At 70.6% G+C, this 22,239-nt stretch carries 22 protein-coding genes; 14 read left to right on the forward strand and 8 right to left on the reverse strand.

All coding sequences use genetic code 11. From position 1 onward, the window contains the following. Nucleotides 1-17 precede the first annotated feature (17 nt). From urtE to urtA, 5 genes are all read right to left on the reverse strand, one after another. A complete protein-coding gene (gene urtE, locus IM767_RS02065; protein WP_109209736.1) occupies nt 18-698 on the reverse strand; it encodes an urea ABC transporter ATP-binding subunit UrtE in 681 nt (226 codons plus the stop codon). After that, on the reverse strand, nt 698-1,519 hold the full coding sequence (locus IM767_RS02070; protein ID WP_109209737.1) for an ABC transporter ATP-binding protein: 822 nt from the start codon (nt 1,517-1,519) through the stop codon (nt 698-700). The genes urtE and IM767_RS02070 overlap by 1 nt, the downstream gene beginning before the upstream one ends. Further along, entirely contained in the window at nt 1,516-2,607 is a 1,092-nt protein-coding gene (gene urtC / locus IM767_RS02075) for an urea ABC transporter permease subunit UrtC (protein ID WP_109209738.1), read from the reverse strand. Before urtC ends, IM767_RS02070 begins: the two co-directional genes overlap by 4 nt. Beyond that, on the reverse strand, nt 2,604-3,488 hold the full coding sequence (gene urtB / locus IM767_RS02080) for an urea ABC transporter permease subunit UrtB (protein ID WP_109209739.1): 885 nt from the start codon (nt 3,486-3,488) through the stop codon (nt 2,604-2,606). Before urtB ends, urtC begins: the two co-directional genes overlap by 4 nt. 115 nt (nt 3,489-3,603) lie before the next feature. Continuing rightward, complete coding sequence (gene urtA / locus IM767_RS02085; protein WP_109209740.1) at nt 3,604-4,905, reverse strand: urea ABC transporter substrate-binding protein; 1,302 nt, start codon at nt 4,903-4,905, stop codon at nt 3,604-3,606. A gap of 397 nt (nt 4,906-5,302) precedes the next feature. On the opposite strand from urtA, the gene IM767_RS02090 reads away from it, so the two are divergent. The 14 genes from IM767_RS02090 (at nt 5,303) to IM767_RS02155 (ending at nt 19,988) form a co-directional block, all read left to right on the forward strand. Beyond that, a complete protein-coding gene (locus IM767_RS02090; RefSeq protein ID WP_109209741.1) occupies nt 5,303-5,605 on the forward strand; it encodes an urease subunit gamma in 303 nt (100 codons plus the stop codon). A 13-nt stretch (nt 5,606-5,618) separates the two neighbouring features. Continuing rightward, the gene (ureB, locus tag IM767_RS02095; protein WP_109209742.1) at nt 5,619-5,951 is read left to right on the forward strand and encodes an urease subunit beta; all 333 of its coding nucleotides are present in this window, start codon (nt 5,619-5,621) and stop codon (nt 5,949-5,951) included. Next, nucleotides 5,951-7,654: an urease subunit alpha gene (locus tag IM767_RS02100; RefSeq protein WP_109209743.1), complete on the forward strand. Its 1,704-nt coding sequence runs from the start codon at nt 5,951-5,953 to the stop codon at nt 7,652-7,654. Before ureB ends, IM767_RS02100 begins: the two co-directional genes overlap by 1 nt. After that, complete coding sequence (locus IM767_RS02105) at nt 7,654-8,328, forward strand: urease accessory protein UreF (RefSeq protein WP_109209744.1); 675 nt, start codon at nt 7,654-7,656, stop codon at nt 8,326-8,328. The genes IM767_RS02100 and IM767_RS02105 overlap by 1 nt, the downstream gene beginning before the upstream one ends. After that, complete coding sequence (gene ureG / locus IM767_RS02110; protein ID WP_109209745.1) at nt 8,321-9,103, forward strand: urease accessory protein UreG; 783 nt, start codon at nt 8,321-8,323, stop codon at nt 9,101-9,103. Before IM767_RS02105 ends, ureG begins: the two co-directional genes overlap by 8 nt. Continuing rightward, nucleotides 9,100-9,843, forward strand: coding sequence for an urease accessory protein UreD (locus tag IM767_RS02115; RefSeq protein WP_109209746.1), 744 nt, complete (start codon nt 9,100-9,102; stop codon nt 9,841-9,843). Before ureG ends, IM767_RS02115 begins: the two co-directional genes overlap by 4 nt. A gap of 73 nt (nt 9,844-9,916) precedes the next feature. Beyond that, nucleotides 9,917-10,924 (forward strand): HoxN/HupN/NixA family nickel/cobalt transporter, encoded by a 1,008-nt coding sequence (locus tag IM767_RS02120; RefSeq protein WP_109209747.1) that lies wholly within the window; start codon nt 9,917-9,919, stop codon nt 10,922-10,924. 153 nt (nt 10,925-11,077) lie between these two features. Beyond that, complete coding sequence (locus IM767_RS02125; protein ID WP_109209748.1) at nt 11,078-11,992, forward strand: alpha/beta hydrolase; 915 nt, start codon at nt 11,078-11,080, stop codon at nt 11,990-11,992. A 121-nt stretch (nt 11,993-12,113) separates the two neighbouring features. Next, nucleotides 12,114-13,586 (forward strand): pyridoxal phosphate-dependent decarboxylase family protein, encoded by a 1,473-nt coding sequence (locus tag IM767_RS02130; protein WP_109209749.1) that lies wholly within the window; start codon nt 12,114-12,116, stop codon nt 13,584-13,586. Then, on the forward strand, nt 13,583-14,905 hold the full coding sequence (locus tag IM767_RS02135; RefSeq protein WP_109209750.1) for a lysine N(6)-hydroxylase/L-ornithine N(5)-oxygenase family protein: 1,323 nt from the start codon (nt 13,583-13,585) through the stop codon (nt 14,903-14,905). The genes IM767_RS02130 and IM767_RS02135 overlap by 4 nt, the downstream gene beginning before the upstream one ends. Continuing rightward, entirely contained in the window at nt 14,902-15,504 is a 603-nt protein-coding gene (locus IM767_RS02140) for a GNAT family N-acetyltransferase (RefSeq protein ID WP_109209751.1), read from the forward strand. The genes IM767_RS02135 and IM767_RS02140 overlap by 4 nt, the downstream gene beginning before the upstream one ends. After that, nucleotides 15,501-17,279 carry an IucA/IucC family protein gene (locus IM767_RS02145; RefSeq protein WP_109209752.1) on the forward strand — a complete coding sequence of 593 codons (1,779 nt, stop codon included), beginning with the start codon at nt 15,501-15,503 and terminating at the stop codon, nt 17,277-17,279. Before IM767_RS02140 ends, IM767_RS02145 begins: the two co-directional genes overlap by 4 nt. Before the next feature lie 4 nt (nt 17,280-17,283). Further along, nucleotides 17,284-19,398, forward strand: coding sequence for a penicillin acylase family protein (locus IM767_RS02150; protein ID WP_109209753.1), 2,115 nt, complete (start codon nt 17,284-17,286; stop codon nt 19,396-19,398). Then, nucleotides 19,395-19,988: a GNAT family N-acetyltransferase gene (locus tag IM767_RS02155; protein WP_109209754.1), complete on the forward strand. Its 594-nt coding sequence runs from the start codon at nt 19,395-19,397 to the stop codon at nt 19,986-19,988. Before IM767_RS02150 ends, IM767_RS02155 begins: the two co-directional genes overlap by 4 nt. 12 nt (nt 19,989-20,000) lie before the next feature. On the opposite strand, the gene IM767_RS02160 is transcribed toward IM767_RS02155, so the two are convergent. The 3 genes from IM767_RS02160 to IM767_RS02175 all read right to left on the reverse strand — a co-directional run bounded on the left by IM767_RS02160 (nt 20,001) and on the right by IM767_RS02175 (nt 22,190). Then, on the reverse strand, nt 20,001-20,420 hold the full coding sequence (locus tag IM767_RS02160; protein ID WP_109209755.1) for a hypothetical protein: 420 nt from the start codon (nt 20,418-20,420) through the stop codon (nt 20,001-20,003). A gap of 70 nt (nt 20,421-20,490) precedes the next feature. Beyond that, nucleotides 20,491-21,867 carry an SDR family NAD(P)-dependent oxidoreductase gene (locus IM767_RS21225; RefSeq protein WP_422613753.1) on the reverse strand — a complete coding sequence of 459 codons (1,377 nt, stop codon included), beginning with the start codon at nt 21,865-21,867 and terminating at the stop codon, nt 20,491-20,493. After that, complete coding sequence (locus IM767_RS02175) at nt 21,864-22,190, reverse strand: cupin domain-containing protein (protein WP_109209757.1); 327 nt, start codon at nt 22,188-22,190, stop codon at nt 21,864-21,866. The genes IM767_RS21225 and IM767_RS02175 overlap by 4 nt, the downstream gene beginning before the upstream one ends. Between the last annotated feature and the right edge of the window lie 49 nt (nt 22,191-22,239).

Consider the following 22,239-nt stretch of genomic DNA (forward strand, 5'->3'; position numbering starts at 1 on the left):
GGCGGAATCGATCCTGTTCAGATCGCCATGGCGCCGCGGACGCTGTCGATCGCGGCGGCACCTCCTTCACCGGTCATGGTGACGCGGCCCGATTGCAGGACGTAGAAGGTGTTCGTCGATCGCAGCGCGAACCCGACGTGCTGTTCGACGAGCAGCACGGAGAGGTCGCCGCGGCGCGTGAGGTCGATGATCACCCGCTCGATGTCGGCGACGATGTTCGGCTGGATCCCCTCGGTGGGCTCGTCGAGCACCAGCAGCTTCGGCTTGGTCAGCAGCGTGCGCGCGATGGCGAGCTGCTGACGCTGCCCGCCGGAGAGCAGCCCCGCGCGCCGGCCCAGCAGCTCTTTGAGCACCGGGAAGAGGTCGAACATCTCGTCGATGTCGGACTGCCGCTTGGCCACCAGCTGCAGGTTCTCGAGCGTCGTCATCTGCGGGAACGACTGCTGCCCCTGGGGAACGTAGCCCAGACCGCGCTGCACGCGCTTGGACGGCGGCATCCGCGTGACGTCCTCGCCGTCGATGAGCACCTGCCCGCTCATCACGGGGATCAGTCCCGTCGCGACACGGAGCAGCGTCGTCTTGCCTGCGCCGTTGTGCCCCATGACCGATACCGCGTGGGACGTGGGGATCTCGACGGTGACGTCGTGGAGCACCTTCGTGCGCCCGTATCCGGCGGTGACGCCCTTGATCTCGAGCATCAGTGCTCACCCTTCCGTTCGATGGCGGCGTCCGCGGCGGACCCGAGATAGACCTCCTGGACCCGCTTGTCCGCCTGCACCTGCTCGACCGTTCCCGCCGTCAGCAGCCGGCCGGTGTGCATGACCGTCACCCATTCGGCGTAGTTGCGGACGAAGTCCATGTCGTGCTCGATCACGATGATCGTGCGCTCGTCGCCGATGCGGCGCAGCAGCTGCCCGGTTTCGTCGCGCTCGTCCGCGTTCATGCCGGCCACGGGCTCGTCGAGGAACATCACCTTCGCGTCCTGCACGAGGAGCATCCCGATCTCGAGCCACTGCTTCTGACCGTGCGCGAGAGTCCCCGCCGGCCTGTCTGACAACGCTGTGAGACCGATCGTCTCGAGCGCCCCCTCGACATACTCGGGGACCCCGCGCCGGGTGAGCGGCAGTCGCCACGCCTTCCGGTGGAGACCGCCGGCGATGTCGAGGTTCTGCAGCACCGAAAGCTCGTCGAAGACGGTCGCGGTCTGGAACGTGCGCCCGACACCCGCGCGGATGATCTTATTCGTCTTCATCGCCAGCAGGTCCTTGCCGTCGTACATCGCCGTGCCGGTGGCCGGAACCAGTCCGGTGAGCGCATCGACGAGCGTCGTCTTGCCGGCGCCGTTCGGCCCGATCAGGAAGTGCACCTGCCCCTTGAGCATCAGCAGGCTCACGTCGTCGACGGCCGTGAACTCGTCGAATCTCACGGTGAGGTTCGACACGTCCACGGATGTCTCGGCGTCGGGGGTGAGCGGCTCGCCGGCGTCGGCGAGCGGTGCGGTGGCGTCGGTCCCGCTCATGCGGCGAGCCTCCTGTCGGCTTTGGTGCGCCTTCCGGCCCTGGCCCGGACCGCCCCGCCCATCCGGCTGAAGAGCGACGCGAGCCCACCCGGGAGGAACAGGGTCACGAGGATGAAGAGCAGGCCGAGGATGTAGATCCAGCCCTCGGGCCAGCTGGAGGCGAGACTCGACTGCCCCCATCCGACCGCCATCGCTCCCAGCACAGGGCCGAAGAGCGACGCGCGCCCGCCGAGCGCCACGCCTGCGATGAACAGGATCGAGGCCGACGCGCCGATCTCCTGAGGCGTGATGATGCCCACGAGGGGCACGAACATCGCCCCGCCGATGCTCGCCATCACGGCAGCGATCACGAACGCGACGAGCTTGATGTTGGCGGGGTCGTAACCGAGGAACCTCACGCGGTCCTCGGCGTCGCGGGTGGCGAGCAGGAGCTCTCCGAACCGGCTGCGGTAGAGCTGCCACGCGACGAGCATTGAGGCGATGAGCAGCCCCACGGTGATCATGTAGATCATGAGCTTGTTGGCGTCGTCGTTGAGGACGTACCCGAAGAAGTACTGGAATCCGCTGAGTCCCGTGTCGCCACCGGTCTCGCGGATCGTCGAGCTCACCAGGACGGCGAGCGCTACGGCGAGCGCCTGGGTGAGGATCGCGAAGTAGGCGCCCTTCACCCGCCGCTTGAAGAGGGCGTACCCCAGGATCCCGGCGACGATGACCGGCAGCAGCACGATCGCCAGCACGGTGAACAGGCCGCTGCGGAACGGCTCCCAGAACGCCGGAACAGCGGCCAGCGGGTCGTACAGGATCATGAAGGTGGGAGTCGCGCCGGGTCCCGCGGACTCCAGCGTCATGTGCATCGCCATCGAATAGGCGCCGAGCGCGAAGAACACGCCCTGCCCCATGACGAGCATGCCGCCGCGGCCCCAGGCCAGGCCGATACCGACCGCCACGATGGCCCACGCGCAGTACTTGCCGAGGTTGCTGATCCAGTGCATCGAGAGCACGTTCGGCGCGACCGCCAGCAGCAGCACCGCGAACACCCCGATGCCGATGAGCGAGAGCCATGGGTTGAGTTTCGTCAGCCGGGTCATGCCAGCCCCCTCGTGCGCACCGTGAAGAGGCCCTGCGGGCGGACCTGGAGGAAGATCACCACGAGGACGAACGCGAGCACCTGCGCCAGGCTCCCGCTCGTCCAGTCCGCGAAGAAAGCCATCGCGATGCCGATCACCCACGCCGCGATGATGGTGCCCTTGATCTGACCGATCCCCCCGGCGACGACCACCAGGAAGGCCGGGATGATGTACTGCACGCCCATCTGGGAGTTCGTGCCGCCGATCAGCGAGGCCGCGACGCCGGCGACGCCGGCGAGGCCGGACCCGACGAAGAACGTGATCCGGTCGACTCGGCGGGTCCGGACGCCGACGGTCTCGGCGAGGTCGCGGTTCTGCACGGTCGCGCGGATGCGGCGACCGAAGGAGGTGTACTTGAGCCACGCGGCGAGTGCGACGACGCACACCGCGGCGAGGGCGATCGTGAAGGCCTGGCGATACGGCCAGGCGTAGCCGAAGACGTCGATCTGGCCTTGGAGCCAGCCAGGGTTCTCGACGGGGACGCCCTGGGCGGGGAAGATCTGCAGCGCCACCTGCTGGAGGATCAGCGAGACGCCGACGGTGGCGAGTAGCGTGTCGAGCGGCCGGCGGTACATCCATTGGATGATGCTCACCTCGAGCAGCAGCCCGAGGAGCCCTGCCACGAGGAACGCGAGCGGGAGCGCCACCGGTATCGAGATGTCACTGGAGGGGATGACCAGCTGGGTCAGGTACGTGACGAAGGCGCCGACCATGATGAACTCGCCGAGCGCCATGTTGATCACCCCCATCTGGCCGAAGATGAGCGTGAGCCCGAGAGCGGCGAGCAGCAGCAGCGCACCGACGGCGCTGCCGTTGAGCAGCGGTGGGATGAGTGCGTCCATGTGCCATCACTCCCTTCTGTGCGTATGCGTGTGCGCGGATGCGGGTGGGGAAGGGGTGGGATGCCGGGGCCCCGGGGTCGTGCGTGAGCACGGGGCCCCGGCATCCGCTGCGGAATCAGCCCGCGGCAGCGACGAGCGAGTCGCGGACGTTCGCGGGGAACCAGTCGTACTCGTCGAGGTACGGGTCCGGCTCGATGAACTCGTCGGACTCCCAGACGATGTCGAACTGGTTGTCGGCGTTGATCCGGCCGATGTGACCGGGCTTGGAGATGTGGTGGTTCTCGCCGTCCAGCGTGACGACGCCCTCGGGCGCATCGACGGTGATCTCGTTCTCGGTCGCCGCGGCGTTGATCGCGTCGACGTCGAAGGAGTCGGCCGCCTCGACGAGCGCCTTGTACAGGTACATCGAGATGTACGCCGCCTCCATCGGGTCGGAGGTCACGCCGCTGGATCCGGGGTACGCCTTCCACGCCTCGATGAACGCCGGGTTGTTGGGCGTGTCGAGCGATTGGAAGTAGTTCCATGACGCGTAGTTGCCGGTGACTTCGTGTCCCATGGCGGGCGCCTCCTCCTCCGCGATCGACACCGAGATGATCGGGGTCGTCTCGGGCGAGAGACCGGCGTCGTAGTAGGCCTTGACGAAGCCGACGTTCGAGGAGCCGTTGATGGTGTTGAAGATGAAGTCGGGGTCCGCGGCGGCGATCTTCGCCACCTGGGTGGTCCAGTCGTCCTTGTCGAGGGGCACGTACTCCTCGCCGACGATCTCGATGCCCAGCTCCTCCGCGTACAGCTTGATGATCGCGTTGGCGGTGCGCGGGAACACGTAGTCGGAGCCCGCCAGGAAGAGTGTCTTCACACCCTGCGACGCCAGGAAGTCCATCGCCGGGATGATCTGCTGGTTGGTGGTCGCGCCGGTGTAGTAGATGTTGGGCGACGACTCGAGCCCCTCGTACTGCACCGGGTAGAAGAACAGTCCGTTGTGCTCCTCGACGACCGGCTTGACCGCCTTTCGCGACGACGAGGTCCAGCCGCCGAAGATCGCGGCGACGCAGTCCTGGGTGAGCAGCTTCTCGGTCTTCTCGGCGAAGGTGGGCCAGTCCGTGGCGCCGTCCTCCTGGATGTACTCGATCTGCTTGCCGAGGATGCCGCCGTCGGCGTTGATCTCGTCGGCGGCCATGTGAAGGACGTTGGACACCGTCTTCTCGGAGATCGCCATGCCCCCGGTGAGGGAGTTGAGGAAGCCGAGCTTGATGGTGTCGCCGGAGGTGTCGACGCAGCTCTCGGCGGCCGCGGCCGACTCGGTGGGGGCTGCGTCGCCGGCGCGGCTGCCGCAGCCCGACAGGACGAGCGCGGCGCCGGTGACGAGGGCGCCCGCGGCCAGGATCGCCCGGAGGCGCTTCCTGTGGGTGGTGATCATGCTGTGCTCCGTTTCGGGTGTGTGATGCGGTGCGAGTGCGGCCGAGCGAGGACGCCGCAGGGCGCACGTCAGGTCCGCGTGGCGGATCCATCGGATGCGCCGACTCGCCGGTGAGGGACTGCTCGTGATGCCATCCGGGCGGGGGCTGTGCGCCGATCCGGCCCTTCTCCTCGTCGACCTCAGGATCGCGTCGACGGCTGCAGGTGCTCCCACGATGAGCCCGCGGCATTACATTGCCATTGCTCGAACGTATCGAGCATGTAAACAGTCGCGCGGCACTGCTCGCTGTTTAGCCCGATATTCCGGGGCTTTACGACGGCGTCCCACTCTGTACCGGCAGAGCCACCCCACTGGACGATGGCAGACTTCTGACACGCACCGACGAGGAGACCACCCCATGCACCTGTCACCCGCCGATACGGAGAAGCTGCTGCTCGCTGTGGCGGGCATGGTGGCGCGCGATCGTCGCGCGCGCGGGGTGAAGCTCAACCATCCGGAGGCGGTCGCGCTGCTGTCGACGTGGGTCATCGAGCGCGCCCGCGACGGCGCCGAGGTGGCGCAGCTCATGACGGAGGGCCGCACGGTGCTGAGCCGGGACGACGTGATGGACGGCGTCGCCGACATGCTCGTCGATGTGCAGGTCGAGGCGACCTTCCCCGACGGTCGCAAGCTCGTCACCCTTCACCACCCGATCGACTGAGGAGCGCGCAGCAATGGCATCAGGATCAGCCACGGGGCCCGGCGCCATCCGGGTCCGTCCGGGATCGATCGAGCTCAACGCGGACCGGACGGATGAAGAACGGCTCGCGCTCGTCATCCTCAACACCGGCGACCGGCCGGTCCAGATCGGCTCGCACATCCACCTGCCCGACGTGAACGCGGCCCTCGAGTTCGATCGCGTGGCGGCGGCCGGCTTCCGGCTGGACATCCCCTCCGGCACGTCCGAGAGGTTCGAGCCCGGGGTCTCCAAGCGGGTGGCTGCGGTGTCGCTGCGCGGGCTTCGCCGGGTCGCCGGCATCCAGATCCGATCGACGGAGGACGACTGATGGTGCGCATCGACCGCGAGCGCTACGCGCGGATCTACGGCCCCACCACCGGCGACCAGATCCGCCTCGGCGACACCGACCTGTGGATCGAGCTCGAAGACGATCTGACCGTCGGCGGCGAGGAGGCCGTGTTCGGCGGAGGCAAGTCGATCCGCGAGTCGATGGCGCAGAGCACCGCCTCCCGCGCCGACGGGGCCCTCGACACGGTCATCACGAACGCCGTGATCCTCGACTGGTGGGGCGTCGTGCGCGCGGATGTCGGCATCCGCGACGGCCGCATCGTGGGCATCGGGCGCGCCGGCAACCCCGACATCGCCGACGGAGTCGACCCACGGCTCGTCATCGGCCCGTCCACCGATGTGATCTCCGGCGAAGGGAAGATCCTCACGGCCGGAGCCATCGACTCCCACGTGCACCTGCTCTCCCCGTCGCAGATCCATGAGGCGCTCGCCACCGGCATCACGACGATCGTCGGCGGCGGCACCGGGCCGTCCGAGGGCTCGAAGGCGACGACGGTCACCCCCGGTGCGTGGCACCTCGAGCTCATGCACCGCTCGCTGGACCGCCTGCCCGTGAACGTGCTGCTGCTCGGCAAGGGGAACACGGTGTCCGCGGACGCCTTGGCCGAGCAGGCCCTCGCCGGTGCGGCCGGCTACAAGGTCCACGAGGACTGGGGATCCACCCCCGCGGCGATCGACGCCAGCCTTCGCGCCGCCGAGGAGTGGGGTCTGCAGGTCGCGCTGCACAGCGACTCCCTCAACGAGGCCGGGTTCGTCGAGTCGAGCATCGCGGCGATGGCGGGACGCAGCATCCATGCCTTCCATGTCGAGGGTGCCGGCGGCGGCCACGCGCCCGACATCCTGTCGATCGCGGGCCTGCCGTACGTCATCCCCGGATCGACGAACCCGACCCTCCCGCACACCGTGAACACCGTCGCAGAGCACCTCGACATGCTGATGGTCTGCCACCACCTCAATCCGGGTGTGCCCGAGGACCTCGCCTTCGCGGAGTCGCGCATCCGCGCCACCACGATCGCCGCGGAGGACATCCTCCACGACATGGGCGCGATCTCGATCACGTCGTCCGACGCGCAGGCGATGGGCCGCATCGGCGAGGTGATCACGCGCACCTGGCAGGTCGCGCACGTGATGAAGGCGCGGCGGGGACCGCTCGGCGGGAGTCTTCCCGCCGACAACGAGCGCGCCCGCCGCTACGTGGCCAAGTACACCGTCAACCCCGCGATCGCGCACGGGATCGACGGCGAGGTCGGATCGGTCGAGGTGGGCAAGCTCGCCGACCTGGTGCTGTGGGATCCGCGGTTCTTCGGGTTCCGGCCGAGCGTCGTCGTCAAGGGCGGCGGCCTGGTGTGGGGGGCGCTCGGCGATCCGAACGCCTCGATCCCGACACCGCAGCCGGTGCTGATGCGCCCCTCGTTCGCGGACGCGGTCGGCGGTACCCTCTCGGTGTCGTTCGTCGCGCCCGCCGCGCTGGAGGCCGGCATCGAGGAGCGGCTGGGGCTCACCCGCCGCCTGCTGCCGCTGCGCTCGACGCGCGAGGTCGGCAAGGCCGACATGCGCAACAACGACGCCCTCCCCCGCATCGACATCCGACCCGACACCTTCGACATCAGCATCGACGGCGAGCAGGTCGAACCCGCACCCGCCGCGCGGCTCCCCCTGGCCCAGCTCTACCAGCTCTTCTGATGCCGCCCCTCGCCTCCTCCACCGCAGCCCTGCTGCTCGCCGACGCCCGGCTGCCCTCCGGCGGCCATGCGCATTCGGCAGGAGTCGAGCCGGCGGTGACCGCCGGAGTCCACCCCGCCGACCTGCCCGCGTTCCTGCGGGGCAGGGCGGCGACCACCACGCTCGTCGAGGCGGGCACCGCTGTCGCCGCGCGGCACGCCCGCCTGTCGGGCGGTGATCTCGACGCCGTCGAGGCCGCGTGGGCGGCCCGCACCCCGAGTCGGGCCCAGCGGGATGCCGCGCGCGTCCTCGCGCGCGGGTACCTGCGTGTGGGCGGCACGCTGCTGCCGGGCGATGGGATCATCGCGGCGTGGCGGCAACGGCCCACGCCGCCGCCGCGGCCCTGCGTGCTCGGCGTCATCGCCGCCGGGCTCGACGTGCCGCCACTGGAGCTCGCGCGGCTCGTCGTCTACGAAGACATGCAGGCGGCCGCCGCGGCCGTGCTCAAGCTCGAGCCGCGCGACCCGCTCGAGCTCGTGTCGCTCGTGGTCGAGCTGTGCAGCGGGGTGGAAGCGCGCCTCGACCCCATCGCCGCGATCACCGATCCCGCGGACATCCCCGCACTCACCGCACCGCAATCCGAAGCGTGGGCCGAAGCCCACGCCAGATCCAACAGGAGGCTCTTCCGTGCCTGAATCCACCGCATCCCGCGCCTTGCGCCTCGGTGTCGCCGGCCCCGTCGGCACCGGCAAGTCATCGCTCATCGCGACGATCTGCCGCGCCCTCGCCGACGAGATCCGCATCGGCGTCATCACCAACGACATCTACACCGATGAGGATGCCCGCTTCCTCCGTTCGGCGGGTGTGCTAGAGCCCGAGCGCATCATCGCCGTCGAGACCGGCGCCTGCCCGCACACGGCCATCCGCGACGACGTCACCGCCAACCTGCTCGCCGCCGAAGACCTCGAGCGCGCGTTCGCCCCGCTCGACATGGTGGTGATCGAGTCCGGCGGCGACAACCTGACCGCCACGTTCTCGCCCGCTCTCGTCGACGCGCAGATCTTCGTGCTCGACGTCGCCGGCGGCGGCGATGTCGCCCGCAAGGGCGGACCCGGCATCGGGCGCGCCGACCTCCTCGTGGTCAACAAGACCGACCTCGCGCCCTATGTCGGCGTCGACGTCCCGCAGATGGTCGCCGACGCCACCACCGCGCGCGACGAGCGTCCGGTGCTCGCCCTCTCGCGCACCGACGCCGCCTCCGTGGCCGCGCTGCGCGCGTGGGTGCTCTCGATGCTGGCCGCGCACCGCGAGGGCTCGCACATCCCGCAGGACCCGGGCCCCATGGCCCCCCACTTCCACGCCGACGAGGACGGCAACGGCTTCCTCCACACCCATGAGGACGGCGGGGCCCCGCACGCGCACGCCGTCGGCGCAGCCGCACACGACCACGCCGACCACGTGCACCCGTGAACCCCACCGTCGTCGACGTCATCCCGCGCGGAGAGGAGGCGTCGTGCAGCCTGTCGGGCGAGCTCGTCGTCCCGCGCCTGGTGCGTCGGCACGGCAGATCGGTCGAGGTCGCACTGGTCGCCGGGCGCGCGATGCTGCTGCCCGGCGACGAGGTGCACATCCGCGTCGCCGTCGGCGCGGGGTGCACGCTCCACCTCATCGACATCGGCGGGCTCGTCGTCTACGGACGCCCGGACGAGATCGGCGACCCGTCGCAGTGGCACGCGCGCATCGACCTCGCTCCCCGAGCCCATGTCACCTGGGAGGGGCTTCCGACGGTGATCACGGATGCCGGTTCCCTCGCACGTTCGCTGACCATCACGCTCGCCGACCAGTCGTCGGCGGTCGTGCGCGAGACCCTCGTCCTCGGCCGCACCGGAGAGCGCGGAGGCCGGCTCACGGCCGACACGGATGTCTCGGATCCGATCGGCCCGCTCGTGCGCGAGACGCTGGAGGTCCGCGGCGACGCGCCGGTTCCCGGCATCCTCGGCCGGAACAGGGTCATGGACAGCATCCTCGCCGTCGGCGACCCCACGCTTACCTCCGCTCTCACCACCGATCTCCCCGGCACCACCCGCCTGGAGTTCGAGCGGGCGGGCACGGCGGTCCGCTATCTCGGCGACGCCGCTCACGACAGCCCGCTGGACGACGTCCGCGTCGGCACGCGGCGGCTTGACGCGGAGCCGCATCGTGCCGCATGACGGCGCACGGCGGAAGGCGCCCTTCTCGACCGCGACACCCGCGGCCATCGATTCGACCGAAACAGGAGCATCCATGAACCGCATCACGCCGACCGCGCGCCGAGTGCTGATCGTCGCCGGGGCGCTGTTGATCCTCAGCTGGGCGCTGTTCGCGGTCGTGGTGCTGCCCGGTGACTACAGAGCCGGCGCGTCCACCTTCGGGATCGGGCTGGCGGTGACCGCCTTCGTGCTCGGCATGCGCCATGCGTTCGACGCCGACCACATCGCCGCGATCGACAACAGCAGCCGCAAGCTGATGGATGACGGAAAAGATCCTTCGGGCGTCGGCCTCTGGTTCGCGCTCGGGCATTCCACGGTGGTGCTGGTGGCGGTCGGCCTCGTGACCGCCGGCGTCGGAGCCCTGACCTCGCAGATCGGGGCGGAGGACTCTCCGCTCGCAGTGTTCACCGGAGTGTGGGGCCCGACCGTGTCGAGCCTCTTCCTCCTGGCCATGGCCGGCGCGAACCTCATCATCCTCGTACGCCTTCTCCGTCGGGCGCGCGAGAACGCGGGCGGCCACCACCCGCCGGTGCCGGGAGGAGCGATCTCGCTGATCATCTCGCGGACCGCGGCCACACTGGATGCGCCGTGGAAGATGTTCGTCGTCGGCTTCCTGTTCGGGCTCGGATTCGACACCGCCTCCACGATCACTCTGCTGCTGATCGCCGGCGGAGCGGGCATCGTCATGCCCTGGTACGCCGCGATGGTCCTGCCTCTGCTGTTCACCGCAGGAATGGTGACCTGCGATGGCATCAACAGCATCGTCACGGCGCGGATCTATCGATGGTCGGCGGATCGCCCCGAGCGTCGAAGCCGCTACAACGCCACCCTCATCCTGCTCTCGGTGACGGTCGCCTTCATCGTCGGCACAGTCGGCTTGTGCGGCGTGCTCGTCGACTCGGCAGGGGTCCGGTGGCCACCCGTGGTGGCGATCGCCGCGACGAACCTCGACTCGTTCGGTCTGATCATCGTCGCCGCGATCGTCGGCGCGGGGCTCACCAGCTGGATCTTCGCTCGCTCGCGGCGCGAAGCGACAGCCTGAGTCCGGAGGCGCGGTTGCCGGAGACGGGATTTCGGCAAGCGAGCTTGCGCGCCGAAGGCGGGCGCTTCCAGCGCCGGCTACGGGACACCACTGTCCGGTCAGGCTCTACGATGAAGCGGCGGCTCGACGATGAGCCGCCAGAACGGAGCATGCATGGACATCTCGGCAGTGAACCCGGCACTGCGCACCGCGACCGAGAAGGCGCCGACCATCAGGATCGACAAGCCCGCGGTGCGCTGGTTCGCAGCCGCCGCGTCGTCGCTGATCCCCGGTAGGCGCGTCGACGGGATCGAGCGCCGCACGCTCCGGCACGACGGCGTGAAGCTCCGGGTCTACATTCCCGCCCGCCCCTCCGGGGCAGGACTGCTGTGGATCCACGGCGGCGGCCTCGTGGTGGGGGCCGCAGCGATGGACGACGTGCACTGCGGCGAGACCGCGCGCGACACCGGGGTCACGATCGTCTCCGTCGACTACCGCCTCGCGCCGAGACATCCGTTCCCCGCCGCGATCGACGACTGCTTCGCCGGATGGCAGTGGCTGCGCGCCAACGCGGAGGCTCTCGGCCTCGACACCACGCGCCTGGCGATCGGCGGACAGAGCGCGGGTGGCGGGCTCGCCGCGAGCCTCGTCCAGCGAGCGCTCGACGCGGGCGATCCCGTCGCTGCGCAGTGGCTGTTCTGCCCGATGCTCGACGACCGCACCGCTGCCGACCGCGGCCGCGACGCCGCGGAGCACTTCATCTGGAGCAACCGCTCGAACCTCGTCGGCTGGTCGTCGTATCTCGGTGCGGCGTTCGGCGCGGAGTCGCTGCCTCCCTACGCCGCGCCCGCACGGCGCGAAGACCTCACCGGCATGCCGCCGACCTGGATCTACACCTCCGACATCGAGCTGTTCCACGACGAGGACATCGCGTACGCGGACCGGCTCCGCGCGGCGGGCGCCGACGTCACCGTCGAGGTGGTCGACGGTGCGCCGCACGGGTTCGAGGCGTGGGCGCCCGAGCACCCGATGGCGCGCCGGCTGTTCGCCACCGCCCGCAGCTGGCTTGGGGAACGCCTCGCGCGCTGAGCATCCGCGGCGCGGGTGCCGCCCACGCTGTCAACCGACCGGACTGTGACGTCCGCATTGACACGCGCGCGCGGATCGGCTTAGTTAGGCGAGGCAAACCTAACTAAAGGAGCTCCTCCCCGTGCTCGACCTGCTCACGCGCCCCACCGCTGACACCTACCGCTCCCTCATCGCACAGACCTCCGCCCACGTCGCCGGCCGATTCGAGACGACGACCCAGCCGTTCTCCGGCGCCTCCCGCGCTGAGCTGCAGAAGCTCGTCGACGACGCGCGGCTCGACGGCGAGGGCGTGGGCTCCGAGCAGGCGGTCCGTGAGATCGACGAGCTCTTCCTCGAGCACGCGGTGTGGTTCCACCACCCCGCCTACGCGGCGCATCTCAACTGCCCGGTCGCGCTGCCCGCCGTTGCGGCGGAGACCGTGCTCGCCGCCGTCAACACCTCGGTCGACACCTACGACCAGTCCGCGGTCGGCACGCTCATGGAACGGCGACTGATCGCCTGGGCCGCCGACCGCGTCGGCTTCGCCGACGGCAGCGGCGTCTTCACCTCGGGCGGCACGCAGTCGAACCTCCACGCGCTGCTGCTGGCCCGCGAGGCCGCGCTGGCGGCGACCGCGCTCCCGCGCCCGCGTGCGCTCGCCCGCCTCGCGGTCTTCGCGACGGCGTCGAGCCACTTCAGCGTCGGCAAGTCGGCGCTCCTCCTGGGCCTGTCCGACGACGCGGTCATCGAGGTCCAGGGCGACGGCGAGGGACGGATGGATGCCGCGGCCCTCGCGCTCGCGCTGCGCGAGGCCGCGGCATCCGGTCGTCTTCCGATGGCCGTCGTGGCGACCGCCGGCACGACCGACCGCGGTGTGATCGACCCCGTCGACGCGATCGCCGACGCCTGCGACGAGCACGGCGTGTGGCTGCACGTGGACGCGGCATACGGGTGCGGCCTGCTGGTGTCGCCCCGCCGCCGGCACCTCCTCACGGGCGTGGAGCGTGCACGCTCGGTGACCGTCGACTTCCACAAGAGCTTCTTCCAGCCGGTGTCGTCGAGCGCCCTCCTCGTGCGCCGGCCGCGCGATCTCGCCGCCGGAGCCTGGCACGCGGACTACCTGAACCCGCTCGAGAACGACGAGCCCAACCAGGTCGACGTATCGCTGCAGACCACGCGCCGCTTCGACGCCCTCAAGCTGTGGGTCACGCTCCGCGCGCTGGGCCCCGATCGCATCGGCGAGATGTTCGACACCGTCATCGATCTGGCGGCGTCCGTCGGCGACGAGATCGCCGCCGATCCCGAACTCGAGCTCGTCGGCCGGACGCAGCTCAGCACGGTGCTCTTCCGCGTGCGCCCCGCCGGCGCCGACGCCGCCGCTCAGGACGCGCTCGTCGCGGGCGTGCGCCGCGTGCTCTTCGAGTCGGGCAGGGCACTCGTGGCGAAGACCGTGATCGACGGGCGGCCCTGTCTCAAGCTGACGCTGCTGAACCCGCAGACCTCGCTCGGCGACATCCGCCGGATCCTCGAGATGGTGAAGGATGCCGCCACCACCCTCGCCGGCATCGCGCCGGAGTTCGACGAGGCTCTCGCGGGCGCGGAGGTCTCGGCATGAGCGCGCACGTGCACGACGTCGTCGGAGTGGGAATCGGTCCGTTCAACCTCGGCCTCGCGTGCCTTGCCGAGCCGACGGGGCTCGACGCGGTGTTCCTCGATCGCGCCGACGGCTTCCGCTGGCACCACGGCATGATGATCGAGGGCGCGACCATCCAGGTGCCGTTCCTCGCCGACCTCGTCACGATGGCCGACCCGACGTCGCGGTACTCGTTCGTCAATTGGCTGAAGCAGACCGGCCGGCTCTACCCCTTCTACATCCGCGAGAGCTTCTACGCTCTGCGCACCGAGTACGACGCGTACTGCCGGTGGGCGGCCGCGCAGCTGCCGAACCTGCGCTGGAACCACGAGGTGATCGCGGTCGAGCACGACCCGGCCGACGACACCTACGTCGTGCGCGCCATGCGCACCGACACCGGCGAGGAGAGCGAGCTGCGGGCGCGCCATGTCGTGCTCGGCGTGGGCACCCAGCCGGTCATTCCACCCGCCCTGCGAGGGCTCGACGGTCCGGTGATCCACAGCTCGGAGTACGTCGACCAGCGCGACGCGCTGCGCGCGTCGGACTCGATCACGGTGGTCGGCAGCGGCCAGTCCGCGGCCGAGATCTATCGCGACCTGCTCGAGGGCGCACGGTCCGACGGGTACCGGCTCGACTGGATCACGCGATCCCCGCGGTTCTTCCCGATGGAGTACACGAAGCTCACCCTCGAGATGACGTCGCCGGAGTACACCGACCACTTCCACGCGCTGCCGGTCGGGATCCGGCAGCACCTCGGACGCGAGCAGCGGAGTCTGTACAAGGGCATCTCGGCCGACCTGATCGACGACATCTACGACACCCTCTACCGCCTGAGCGCCGACGGACCGGTGCCCACGACGCTCCTCACCGACACCGAGGTGACCTCGGCGGAGTGGGACGGATCCCGGTACCGGCTGGGGCTGCGCCACGCGCAGCTCGACCGCGAGCATGTGCGCGAGACGTCATCGCTCGTGCTGGCCACGGGCTACGCCGCACAGACGCCGCCCTTCCTGGCGCCGATCGCCGACCGTCTCGACCACGACGTGCTCGGCCGCATCGCGGTCAACCGTGACTACAGCATCGACGGCGGACGCGGCCGCGTGTTCGTGCAGAACGGCGAGGAGCACACACACGGGCTCACCGCGCCCGACCTCGGCTTCGGCGCGTGGCGCAACTCGTCGATCCTGTCGTCGATCCTCGGCCGCGAGGTGTACCCGATCGAACGCCGCATCGCGTTCCAGGACTTCGGCGTGCCCGCAGACGCCCTCCAGACGGCCGCGGCGTTGGAGGCGGCCCGATGACGGTTGCGACAGCCCCCTCGATCTCGATCGCGCGCGCCGACCCGCAGCGAGACGCGCCAGTCCTGCAGCGGTGGCTCGCCGACCCGCACGCCGCCTTCTGGGGCATGAGCGACCTCGACGTCGACGCGGTGCGCGAGTACCTCGCCGGTGTCGTGAGGGACTCGCATCAGGATGCCTGGCTCGGCCTGGTCGACGGCGCTCCAACGTTCTTCGCGGAGACGTACGACCCGGCGCAGGTCCTGCTGCGCGGCATCCATGATCCCCTCCCCGGTGATCTCGGCATGCACGTGCTCATCGCGCCGCCCGACGGCGATGTTCGGCACGGGCTCACCGACGCCGTCTTCGCCGCCGTCATGGCCTTCTGCTTCGACGAGCTCGGCGCGCAGCGCGTCGTCGTCGAGCCCGACGCCCGCAACGACCGCATCCGCCGCAAGAACCTCCGCGCCGGCTTCACCGAGCTCCGCTACGTCTCGATCGACGAAGGCGACCACACCAAGACCGCGGTGCTGTCGGTGTGCACGCGCGACGACCACCGTCGCTCCGAACTCGCCGCCGCTGCCGCACTGCACGCACTCGCACGAACAGGGACCCCCGCATGATCGCCCCCGCCGCCCACCTGACCCCCGCGCATCTCGCCACCGCGCAGCGCCACCTCGTCGCGAAGGCGATCGCCGAGTTCAGCCACGAGCGTCTGCTCAGCCCCGAGCCGACCGCCGGCGGCTGGCGCGTCACCGTGCCCGGTGCCGACATCGAGTACCGGTTCGAGGCCGTCCGCACCGAGCTCGAGCACTGGGTCGTCGACGAGGCCAGCCTGCAGCGCCTCGTCGCCGGCGAGCCCGCCGACCTCGACGCACAGGCGTTCATCGCCGAGTTGCAGCCGGTGCTCGGCCTCTCCGACCAGCTCCTGCCGATCTACCTCGAGGAGATCGCCTCCACCCTGGCCGGCGCGGCGTTCAAGATCGCCCGGGGCGGCCCGTCGGCCGACGCGCTGCTCGCCGCCGACTTCCAGACCATCGAGTCCGCCATGACCGAGGGGCATCCCGGGTTCGTCGCGAACAACGGGCGCATCGGCTTCGGCGTCTCGGCCCACGCGGCCTACTCCCCCGAAGCGGGCCGGCCCTTCCGGCTGGTGTGGCTGGCGGCGCGCCGGTCGCGATCGCATCTGGCGCTGGGGGCCGGGCTGGACGAGACATCGCTCCTGTCCACCGAGCTCTCCCCCGCCGAACACGCGCGCTTCGCGGCTCGGCTCGCGGAGCTCGGCGAGGACCCGACCGACTTCCACCTGCTGCCGGTGCACCCGTGGCAGTGGGAGCAGCGGATCGCGATCACCTTCGCGCCCGACCTCGCCCGCCGCGACCTCGTGCCGATCGGCGAGAGCGACGACGAGTACCGCGCACAGCAGTCGGTGCGCACGATGTTCAACACCACGCACCCCGATCGCCACTACGTGAAGACGGCGCTGGCGGTGCAGAACATGGGGTTCCTGCGCGGGCTGTCGCCCGCCTACATGCGGGTGACGCCGGCGATCAACGACTGGGTCGCCGACCTCGTGGCGGGCGACACCACTCTGCGCGATTCCGGCTTCCGGGTGCTGCGCGAGCGCGCGTCGATCGGGTATACCGGCGACGCCTACCACCGCACGCCGGCGCCGTCCGCCCACCGCAAGATGCTCGCCGCCCTCTGGCGAGAGAGCCCGGTGCCGCTGATCGCCCCCGGCGAGCGCCTCGCGACGCTCGCCTCGCTGCTGCACCGCGATCCGGAGGGTCGCTCCTACGCGACAGCGCTGGTGCGCGCCTCCGGCGTGCCCGCCGACGTGTGGGTGCGCGCGCTGCTGCGCGTGTACGTGCGCCCGCTCGTCCACTGCCTGCTCGCACACGACCTCGCCTTCATGCCCCACGGCGAGAACCTCATCCTGATCCTCGACGGGCACGTCCCGACCGGGGTCTTCATGAAGGACATCGGCGAAGAGGTCGCCCTCCTCGCCGACCGCGCGGTGCCCGACGACGTGCGACGCATCGTGTCGCCGGTGGACGATGAAGAGAAGGCGCTGGCGATCTTCACCGACGTGTTCGACGGCGTGCTGCGCCACCTCGCCGGCATCCTGCACACCGACGGCACGCTGCCCGAGGCCGAGTTCTGGCGGATCGCCGCCGAGATCATCGACGAGCATGCGGCGCAGCATCCGTCTCTCGACTCCCGCGTGGATCTCCGCGCCGACGCGTTCGCGCACTCGTGCCTCAACCGCCTGCAGCTGCGGAACACGTTGCAGATGGTCGATCTCACGAACCAGTCGGCGTCGCTCCTGTACGCCGGCACGCTGCCGAATCCGGTCGCGCGTTCGCGGGCGGCGGCACCGCAGCCCGTGGGAGTCTGACGCGATGGCGGAGGTCTATCGAGATCACCTCGGCATCCCCCACATCCGCGCTGCAGACGCCGGGGACCTCGCCGAGGCGCAGGGAGAGGTGACGGCCCGCGACCGCGGCTGGCAGATCGAGGTCGATCGGCTGCGCGCTTCCGGACGGCTCTCGGAGCTGATCGGCGAGGCCGGCGTGACATGGGACGTCTTCGCCCGACGCGCGCGGCTCGACGACACCGCGCGCCGGGCGCTGGAGACGACGGATGCCGAGACCCGCGCCTTCGTGACCCGCTATGCGGTGGGGGTTCGGCGTGGCATGGCGTCGGTGGGCGCAGGCGCGACAGAGTTCCGGGCGCTCGACGACCTCTTCGCCGAGCCGCGCCCGCTCGAGCCGTGGGCCGACCACGATCCGCTCGGCGTGCTGCACGTCGCGCACGCGCTGTTCTCGACGTTCCCGCTGCTGCTGTGGCGCGAGCACGTCGCCGCGACCCTCGGAGACGCGTGGGTCGACGTGTTCGCCGGGTACGGCGACGGCGGCGGCGGCGACAGTGGCGACGAGACCCTGCCGACGTCGGGCAGCAACGCGTGGGCGCTGCACGGCAGCCGCACCGAGAGCGGGATGCCGCTGCTCGCCGGCGACCCGCACCGCCTCTTCGAGCTGCCGGGCGTCTACCAGCAGGTGCGGCTGGCGTGCGACGAGTTCGACGTCGTCGGGCTCGCGTTCCCCGGGGTGCCCGGCGTGCCGCACTTCGGTCACACCGGCGACGCCGCATGGGGCGTCACCAATGCGGTCGCGCACAGCGTCGACGTGTTCCGCGAGCGGCTGCGTCCCGTGCCCGGCGGCTATGAGGCGCTCGGACCCGACGGCTGGCGGGGCGCCGATGTGGAGCGCTCGGTCATCCGGGTGCGCGGGGGCGACGCCGTCGAGGTCGAGGCGATCGAGACCGAGCGCGGCACGATCGTCACCGATCTCCGCCGCGACGGCGACGAGCTGCTCGGCTGGAGCGTCCGCATGCTCGCGCGGGTGAACGCCGATCTCGGCGCGGGGGCATTGCTGCGGCTGCTGCGAGCGCGGACGGCCTCCGATGTCGTGGGGGCGTTCGGTCGCTGGGTCGACCCCGTCAACCGCGTGCTCGCCGCCGATCGCGGCGGCGCCGTGCTGTCGGCGACGGTGGGGGTCGCGCCCGAGCGCCCGCGGTCCGAGCGGCGGCTGCCGTTGCCCACCTCCACCGGGGCCGCTGAGCACCGCGCGGGGGTGCCGCCGGTCGTGGTGGATGACCTCGCGGTCGATGCCAACGAGCGACCGGCTTCGGGCGATACCGACCTCGGGTGGGCGTACCCGCCGTCACACCGCGCGAACCGCATCCGCGCGCTGCTCGAGGCCGCATCGCCGCGCTCGGTCGACGACTTCCTGCCGGTGTGGGGCGACACCGCCAGCGGGTCGGCGGCTGCGCTGCTGCCCTTCCTGCCGACCGGACCGCTGCCGCCGCCCGCGGCTGCCGCCCGCGATGCGCTCCTGACGTGGGACGGACGGATGGATGCCGCATCCGCCGCCGCCGGCACGTTCGCCGCCTGGCGGGCGGCCCTCGTCCGACGGGTGGCCGCGCTCCCCGCCCTGCAGCCGCTGCAGGCCCCGCACGGATTCGGGGCGGTCTTCGACCCGTGGCTCGGCGTGACCGGACAGGTGGCGGCAGCGCTTCCCCGCCTGCTCTCGCACCCCGCGCTGCGAGGCCAGGTGGCGGAGGTGATCGAGGCCGCACTCGCGGAGGCTGCCGGGGCTGCCGAGTGGGGCGTGACACACCGGCTGCTCCCGCTGCACGTGCTCGCCGACGTGCGGGGTGCCGTCGATCCCGGCGACGACCTCGACGTGGCGCTGTCGGGGGACGGTGACACGGTGCGCTGCGCCGGCTCGACCCCCGGTCTCACCGACCGGTCGTGGCGCGGATCGGTCGCGCGGTGGGCGTGGGATCTCGCCGACCGGGAGAGGAGCCTGTGGAGCGTGCCGTTCGGCGCCGCCGGTGATCCCGCATCCCCGCACTTCACCGACCAGCTCTCCGCTTGGGCCGATGCCCGACCCACGAGGGTCGTGACGGACTGGGCCCGACTTCGACCCGACGAGCCGACAGGAATCGCATGACCACTCTCAGCCCGGCTCGCCTCGTGAGCGGACCCGCGGGCGCCGTCGTCCACACCACCGACGACCCCGCGCTCGGCCGCATCACGGTCGCCGTCCTCGATCCCGTCGCCGACCTCGACGTCGTCCATCGGTGGGTCACGGCTCCCGCCGCGCGCTTCTGGGGCCTCGCCGATCTGACCCGCCGGGAACTCAGCGAACTGTACGCCTACGTGGACGGGCTCTCCACCCATCACGCGTTCCTCATCCGGCGCGACGGTCTCCCGATCGTGCTGCTGCAGACGTACGAGCCGGAGAACGACCCGCTCGGCGAGGTGTACGACGCGCAACCCGGGGATGCCGGCATCCACTTCCTGCTCGGCGACCGCGGTGCGCCCGTCCGCGGTTTCACGACGCACGTCGCTCACGCGATCGCCGGCTTCCTGTTCTCCCAGCCCGCGGTCGAGCGCATCGTGATCGAGCCCGACGTGGGGAACGAGCGAGCCATCGCCCGCGCGCGCCTCCTCGGCTTCGAGCTCGGTCCGCACGTCGAACTGCCCAGCGGCAAGACCGGTCAGCTGGCCTACCTCACCAGGCGCCGGTGGGGAGGATGACCCGATGGCGGGTCAGACCGCCGAGCGAGGTCGGGGAGCCCGGGGAGGGATCAGGAGAAGGATGCCGAGCAGCAGACTGACGCCGAGCGCGATCATCTCGCCGACGGCGTCGACGATCGGCAGGTGTTCCAGGTGAAGAGCGTGGTAGGCGAAGTGCAGGACGCCGAAGACCGTCCAGGCGATCCCGAGCACGCGGTACGCCAGATCGGCGCGCCAGATCACGGCGCCGATGCTCGCCGCTCCCCACGCGAGGTACATCGCACCGACGTCGCGGATCAGGTGCTCGTTGAACGGCCCGTCGACCGACACCCACGATCCGAGGATGCCCGGGAACGAATCGTAGAAGGACTCGGGGAAGAAGTACGCCCAGACTCCGACGAAACCTGCGAGGAGTGCGGACAGCGCGGCCGCCACGGCGTGAACTCGTCTCATACCTCTCCGACGATGCAGCGCGCCGAGATGTATGCCGCGAACGCGACGCAGTCTGCGCGGGTCGGCGAGTTCAGCGGCGATCGCGAGAAGGATCTTCCGCCGCGTCAGGACGATAAGGCTCTTCCTGCACCGCATGGGCGAGCACGAGTTTGAGCGCCATCATCACAGGCAGCCACCCCCAGAGCGCGGGCGCCGGGGAGTACGCGGCGACCATCGTCGCCAGCGCGACGAACCCCAGGGCGGCGGGGCGTTCCAGGTAGAGCGGAACGGACCGGACGATCACGGTGCCGCCGAGGATCGCCAGATACCAGAGCGGCCCCCACCACCACAGATGCGGCGGGTAGAAGATGCCGACGATGATGGGGTGGATGTGCAGCGCGGCGAACACCACCGGGTGTCGCACGAGCCTGCCGAGTGCGGTCTTCGCGGTCGCAGACGGCGGACCGAAGTGGTCGCGCTTGGCGGCGTTGAGGCCGTTGGCGACGACCCCTCCGACGACGTCGAACGCGATGACCGCAGCGACGATGTAGTGCAGCACGTTCCAGGGTGCGCCGTTGAGCCAGGCGACCAGCGTGATGATCCCCGCCCACGCCAGTCCGACCCCGTTCGCCATGCCTTTCTCGGCGGCGGTGGCGCCCGCACCGAAGATCGCGTCGGCTTTCGCGTCGGGCGCGGTCCAGTCCACGATTCCGCCGGGCTTCATCGGATCCCTCCGGTGACGTCCACAATGGCGCCGGTGACGTAGCCGGCATCGGACGTCGTGAGCCATTCCACGGCCGCCGCAATCTCGTCCGGTGACCCGGCGCGGCCGAGCGGGGTGCGGGCCCCGACTTCCGCGGCGCGGTCCGGGCGGCCGGCGCGGGCGTGGATGGTGGTGAGCGTGGTGCCGGGGCTCACCGCTGACGCGGGCGCCGTTCGCGGCGACCTCTTTCGCCAGCCCGACGGTGAGAGCTTCCACCCCCGCTTTGGACGCCGCGTACCAGACGTACTCACCGGGCGCGCCGGTGCGGGCGGCGATAGAGGTGACGTTGACGATGGACCGGTCGTCGCGGCGCTCCTGCGCCTCCCACCGGGTGACGACAGCTCTGCACAGCCGGATGGTCGCGGTCAGGTTGACGTCGATGACGCGGGCGACGGTGGCGTCCGTCACGGTGCGGAGCGGTCCGATGGGTCCGGTGATGCCGGCGTTGTTGACCAGCACGGTGAGATTCCCGAGCTCCTCGGCGGCCGCCACGATGCGCTGCGGCGCATCGGCGTCGGTGACGTCGCATCGGAGCGGCAGAACCTCGGCGCCCGACGAGGCGGCGTCGGCGAGCACCTCGTCAGCACCGGATTCGTCGGAGGTGTAGGTGAAGACCACGGCGTGCCCACGCCGGATCAGCCGGTCCACGACGGCCCGGCCGATCCCGCGGCTGCCGCCGGTGACGATGGCGACGGTGCGCGTCATGCGGATGCTCCCTTGTTCGAGTACTCCGCCGGCGCGAAGAGCACGATGACGTCGAGCGGCTCGTCGATCTCGACGAACCGGTGCTCCTCGCCCGCGGGGACGAACAGCACCGCGCCCGGAACGGCTGCGGCGTCGCCGGCAGGGGTGCGGAGGATGCCGCGGCCGGAGCGGATGACGTACACCTCGTCCTCGGTGTGCGGCTGCTGCGGATCCTCCGAGGCGACTGGCAGCCTGTAGCGGCCGACGCTCAGCGCAGGCACGCGCAGCAGTTCGTCGTACCGGAGCTCCTCGCCGGTGTCATCTTCGAGTGTCAGCGCGCGCATTCGTCGGTTCCTTCCTCGGCCGAGTGTGCAGGTATTCGAGCATCGCAAT

Origin of the sequence: Microbacterium ureisolvens (assembly GCF_015278315.1) — a bacterium.
Lineage (GTDB): Bacteria > Actinomycetota > Actinomycetes > Actinomycetales > Microbacteriaceae > Microbacterium > Microbacterium ureisolvens.